This window comes from Streptomyces bohaiensis (assembly GCF_012033785.1).
Lineage (GTDB): Bacteria > Actinomycetota > Actinomycetes > Streptomycetales > Streptomycetaceae > Streptomyces > Streptomyces bohaiensis.
Map to the genome: position 1 here is coordinate 1 of NZ_JAAVJC010000319.1, position 4,995 is coordinate 4,995.

The following is a 4,995-nucleotide window of genomic DNA, read 5'->3' on the forward strand; positions in this document are numbered from 1 at the left end:
CGGCCTCCGCGGAGTCCAGGTCCTCGCCGAACCTGTCGAGGTCGGGCACTCCGGCCTGCTCGGCCAGCTCCCGCACCCCGTCCCCCGGTCCCCTCGGGTCTCCCCCGCTCTCGTTCCCCCGTGCCCCGGGCCGGGCGACCCGCGCGGCACCGCGTCCCCGGCCCCCCGGCCGTGGAACCACTGCGGCGTGCGCCGGTCGCCCGGTCGTCCCCGGGACCCGTTCCCTCCCCCTCAGGCGACCAGCTCGCCGAAGGAGTCCTCGCGGTCCCCTCCGTGGCCGAGCGCCCGGTCCTCACGCAGCCGGCGCAGGGTGCGCCAGATGCTGCTCTTCACGGTGCCGACACTGATGTTGAGCGTCTCGGCGATCTCCGGGTCGGTGCGGCCCTCGTAGTAGCGGAGCACCAGCATGGTGCGCTGCTGCTCGGGGAGGCGTGCCAGTGCCTGCCAGAGCACCGCGCGCAGTTCGGTGCCGCGCATGGTGTCGTGCTCGCCGGCCGACTCCGGGAGTTCCTCGGTCGGGTACTCGTTCAGCTTGCGGCGGCGCCACGCGCTGATGTGCAGGTTGGTCATGGTCCGGCGGAGGTAGCCGCCGAGGGCGCCCTTGTCGCTGATGCGGTCCCACGCCCGGTAGGTGGCGAGCAACGCGGACTGGAGGAGGTCCTCCGCCTCGTGCCGGTCCCCGGTCAGGTGGTACGCGGTGGCGTAGAGCGAGGCCCGGCGCTCCTGCACGTAGGCGGTGAACTCCGCCTCGGCGGTGGTGTCGTGGCCGGTGCCGGCGGCGGCGCCCTCCACCGTGCGGGAGTCGGCGGCCGCCGGGTGCCGGTCCCCGTCGCCGGCGACGGCGAGGTAGGCCGGGCGGTGCCCGGTGCCGCGGCGACCCCCAAGCCGGTTCGCGGCACCGGACGTCCCTTCGCAACGGACGGGAACCACGGAGGTGTGCGAGCGCGTGGTACCGCCTGCTCGGTGTTGGCTGCGCAGTGCGCTCATCCCGCTCCCCCATCGTGGAGTCGTCCGTGCTTCGTTCGATGGGCACAACCTTGCCGGGCCAGTTTCATGGGCCCGTCGCCCGACTGTCACAGCGGTGTCACAGCGACCGGCGTGGCGTGCGCCGGCACGCCCGGTGACGGTTCGGGCCGTCGTCGTCACGGTGAGTCGGCGCCGCGTCCGGCAGGTGACCCGGGAGCCGCCGATCCACGTGGGACGGCGCACACACGGTCGAGCGCCGACGGGTTCATACGACACAATGACCCCCGTGGCTTTCCTGTTGCTGATCGAGGACGACGAGGCGGTCCGGACGGCCCTGGAGATGGGCCTCACCCGCCAGGGACACCGTGTCATCACCGCTCCCACCGGTGAGGACGGGCTGAAGCTGCTGCGCGAGCAGCGGCCGGATCTGATCGTGCTGGACGTGATGCTGCCGGGCATCGACGGCTTCGAGGTGTGCCGTCGCATCCGGCGCACCGACCAGCTGCCGATCATCCTGCTGACGGCGCGCAGCGACGACATCGACGTGGTCGTGGGGCTGGAGTCGGGCGCGGACGACTACGTCGTCAAGCCGGTCCAGGGCCGGGTGCTGGACGCCCGCATCCGCGCGGTCATGCGGCGGGGCGAGCGGGAGTCCCACGACGCCGCGACCTTCGGTCCCGTGGTGATCGACCGCGCCGCGATGGCGGTGACCAAGAACGGCGAGGACCTGCAACTGACCCCGACCGAGCTGCGGCTGCTGCTGGAGCTGAGCCGCCGCCCGGGTCAGGCGCTGTCGCGGCAGCAGCTGCTGCGGCTGGTGTGGGAGCACGACTACCTGGGCGACTCCCGGCTGGTGGACGCCTGTGTGCAGCGGCTGCGGGCCAAGGTCGAGGACGTGCCGTCCTCGCCGAAGCTGATCCGCACCGTGCGGGGCGTCGGTTACCGCCTGGACAACCCGCAGTGAGCGAGGGCCCGGCCCGCGGGGACGGCCCCGTGGGTGGCCCCGGCACGCCCGCCGGGCCGACCGCCGGAGGAGAGCACGACGCCGGGGAGGCACCCGCGCGGGGCTGGACGGCGCGGATCCGACGGCTGGCCCGCCCGACCAGTCTCCGGTTCCGCCTGGTGACGGTGTTCGCGCTGGTGGCGCTGATGGCCGCGGTCTCCGTGGCGGGGATCGCCTACTGGCTCAACCGGGACGCCGTGCTCACCCGGGCCCAGAACTCCGCCCTCGCCGACTTCCGCAAGTCGCTCGGCGACGCGATGAGTTCCCTTCCGGAGTCACCGTCCTGCGACGAACTGCGCAACGCGGCGGGCCACATGGCCGGCGGTTCGCAGAGCTACCAGGTGGTGCTGGTCGGCGAGGACGCCGACGGCCGCGAGTGCGCCGAGGAGTCGGATCCGCTGCTGTTCTCGCTGGAGGTCGTGCCCGCCTCCCTGGAGCGGGCCGTCCACGAGCCACGGGACGGCGACGCGCCCTACCACCTCTACTGGCAGCGGGTCACGCACGAGGACGACCCGTACCTGGTGGCGGGCGCCCGGGGTTCCGAGTCCGGACCGACCGGCTACATGCTGGCCTCGCTGGGGCCGGAGCGCGACGACCTCAACTCCCTGGCCTGGTCGCTGGGGATCGCCACCGCGCTCGCCCTGCTGGGTTCGGTGATGCTGGCCCAGGCCGCCGCGACGACGGTGCTGCGCCCGGTACGGCGGCTCAACAGCGCGGCGCGGCGCCTGGGCGACGGCGAGCTGTCCACCCGGCTGCCGGTCCGCGGCGCGGACGAACTCGCCGAGCTGACACGGAACTTCAACAACGCGGCCGAGGCGCTGGAGCACAAGGTGGCGGATCTCCGCGCCCGAGAGGCGTCCAGTCGCCGGTTCGTCGCGGACATGTCCCACGAGCTGCGGACGCCGATGACCGCCATCACCGCCGTCACCGAAGTGCTGGAGGAGGAGGTCGACAACCTCGACCCCATGATCGCTCCCGCGGTCTCCCTGGTGGTGAGCGAGACGCGGCGGCTCAACAACCTGGTCGAGAACCTCATGGAGGTCACGCGGTTCGACGCCGGCACCGCCCGGATGGTGCTGGACGACGTGGACGTGGCCGACCTGGTGACCGCCTGCATCGACGCCCGTGCCTGGCTGGACGCGGTGCAGCTCGACGCGGACCGCGGCGTGATCGCCCGCGTCGACCCGCGGCGGATGGACGTGATCCTCGCCAACCTGATCGGCAACGCGCTGCGCCACGGCGGTTCGCCGGTGCGGGTCTCGGTCCACGAGGTGGAGCCGCGCCCGGGTGGGGCGACGGCCCTCTCGGCGCAGGGGGACGGTCCGGTGGCCCGCAGCGGCGGCAGCCCCGTGCCGGTGCCGCCGGGCGGTGCGGTGCTGATCGAGGTGGCGGACGCCGGCCCGGGCATCCCCGCGGAGGTGCTGCCGCACGTCTTCGACCGCTTCTACAAGGCCAGCGCCTCCCGGCCGCGGTCCGAGGGCAGCGGCCTGGGCCTGTCGATCGCGCTGGAGAACGCCCATCTGCACGGTGGCGAGATCACCGCCCGCAACGGGCCCGAGGGCGGCGCGGTGTTCTCGCTGCTGCTGCCGCACCGCCCGTCCGGATCGGCCGGGTCCGGTGAGGACACCGACGGCGGCCCCACCGGCGCAGACGGCGGGCCGGCGGACCGCCCGGGCCGGGCGCCGGACGAGGACGACTCCGGCGGCGACGACCCCGGGGCCGCACCGACACGAGGAGGACGATGACCATGCGGCGGATGCGGAGAGCACGACCCCGCAGGACCGGGGCGTCCACCGCCGTCGCCGCGGTGGTGCTGGCCCTCGCCACCGCGGGGTGCGGCATCCGGTCGATGGACGTCCCCGTGGACGACGGTCCGGCGCCGACGCGCGCCAGCTGTGCGGCGCCGGAAGGCGCCGGGGGCACCGAGGTGTTCCTCGTCTGCGACGCGCGTGTCGAGTCGGTGGAGCGCGAGCTGGACCGGCAGGCGCCCCCGGAGGAACCGGCGCAGCGGATAGCCCTGGCCAACGCGCTGCTCGGCGAGCTGCAGGGCGATCCGCCCGATGAGGAGCGCGCGGCCGGCTTCACGACCAACGTCCCCGAGGACCTGCGGGTGACCGGGGCCGCGGACGACCGGGACGAGCCGCTGCTGCGGCTCAACCGGCACCCGGACGACCTGCCGGCGTTCGCGCTGGCGCAGGTGATCTGCACCTTCGCCCAGTCCGAGGTGTTCGCGGACGACGCGCCGGTCACGTTGGGCGGGCCGGACACCGCGGCGGACCGGCGGGAGCGGCAGTACACCTGCACCTCGGCGGTACGGCACCGCCCGGACACCCTGCGGCCGGCCGCCCCCTGACCCCGCTCGTCCCCTCCTCGGCCCTTTCGTCCGCTTCCCACGCGCGTCGGCGGCGCGTCCGCCCCGGCCGGCGGGCGGGAGCTGCGTCACGCCGCTCGCCCCGGGGGAACCACTGCCCCCGCGCCGGGCGTCGTCCTTCCCGTGCTGCGTGATGACACGCCCCGCCCCGCGACGGGGCCCGGGTGGAACGACGGCGGCGCGGCGGTGGACCGACGGGTCCGCCTGGCCGCCCTGCTGCTGGCGGCCCTGTTGGTCGGGGTCGTCGGCTGGCTGACGACCCGCCCCGCCGCCGTCCCGTGGGTCTCGCCCGGCAACCTCCAGCCGCTGGCCACGCTGCGGGCGGAACTGGACGGCGATCCGCGGAACGCGGCCGCGACCATCGGCGGCGGACTGCTGCGGCTGGCGCCGCTGGGCGTGCTGCTGCCGCTGCTCGGCCGGGAGCTGGGCGGGTCGCGGTGGCTCTCGCTGGCACGGGCGGTGTTCGCCACGGGTGTCATCGCCCTGCTGCTGGAGGTGGTCCGGTCGGCGGTCCCGAGCCGGGTCTCCGACGTCGACCAGGTGCTGCTGGCCGCGGCGGGCGCCGGGGTGCTGCACCTCCTCACCTACGGGGCGCTCAGGGCACGGCTGCTGCCGGGGCCGTCGCGGCCGGCGAACGACCGCGACGGCCCCGGCC

5 protein-coding genes are annotated in these 4,995 nt (G+C 74.9%); 4 read left to right on the forward strand and 1 reads right to left on the reverse strand.

From position 1 onward, the window contains the following. Positions 1-231 precede the first annotated feature (231 nt). Positions 232-987 (reverse strand): SigE family RNA polymerase sigma factor, encoded by a 756-nt coding sequence (locus tag HCN52_RS21735; RefSeq protein WP_168090141.1) that lies wholly within the window; start codon positions 985-987, stop codon positions 232-234. Positions 988-1,252: 265 nt separating this feature from the next. On the opposite strand from HCN52_RS21735, the gene HCN52_RS21740 reads away from it, so the two are divergent. The 4 genes from HCN52_RS21740 to HCN52_RS21755 form a co-directional block, all read left to right on the forward strand. Beyond that, on the forward strand, positions 1,253-1,930 hold the full coding sequence (locus HCN52_RS21740) for a response regulator (protein ID WP_312876825.1): 678 nt from the start codon (positions 1,253-1,255) through the stop codon (positions 1,928-1,930). Continuing rightward, positions 1,927-3,714: an ATP-binding protein gene (locus HCN52_RS21745; RefSeq protein WP_376767186.1), complete on the forward strand. Its 1,788-nt coding sequence runs from the start codon at positions 1,927-1,929 to the stop codon at positions 3,712-3,714. Before HCN52_RS21740 ends, HCN52_RS21745 begins: the two co-directional genes overlap by 4 nt. A gap of 11 nt (positions 3,715-3,725) precedes the next feature. Continuing rightward, complete coding sequence (locus HCN52_RS21750) at positions 3,726-4,322, forward strand: hypothetical protein (RefSeq protein ID WP_168090143.1); 597 nt, start codon at positions 3,726-3,728, stop codon at positions 4,320-4,322. A gap of 141 nt (positions 4,323-4,463) precedes the next feature. Further along, a partial coding sequence (locus HCN52_RS21755; protein WP_168090144.1) for a VanZ family protein occupies positions 4,464-4,995 on the forward strand: 532 nt, incomplete at its 3' end.

What these genes read in the sequence shown, in the direction of transcription:
- HCN52_RS21735 (WP_168090141.1), bottom strand. Translation starts at nt 987, where the DNA reads ATGAGCGCACTGCGCAGCCAACACCGAGCAGGCGGTACCACGCGCTCG.
- HCN52_RS21750 (WP_168090143.1), top strand. Translation starts at nt 3,726, where the DNA reads ATGCGGAGAGCACGACCCCGCAGGACCGGGGCGTCCACCGCCGTCGCC.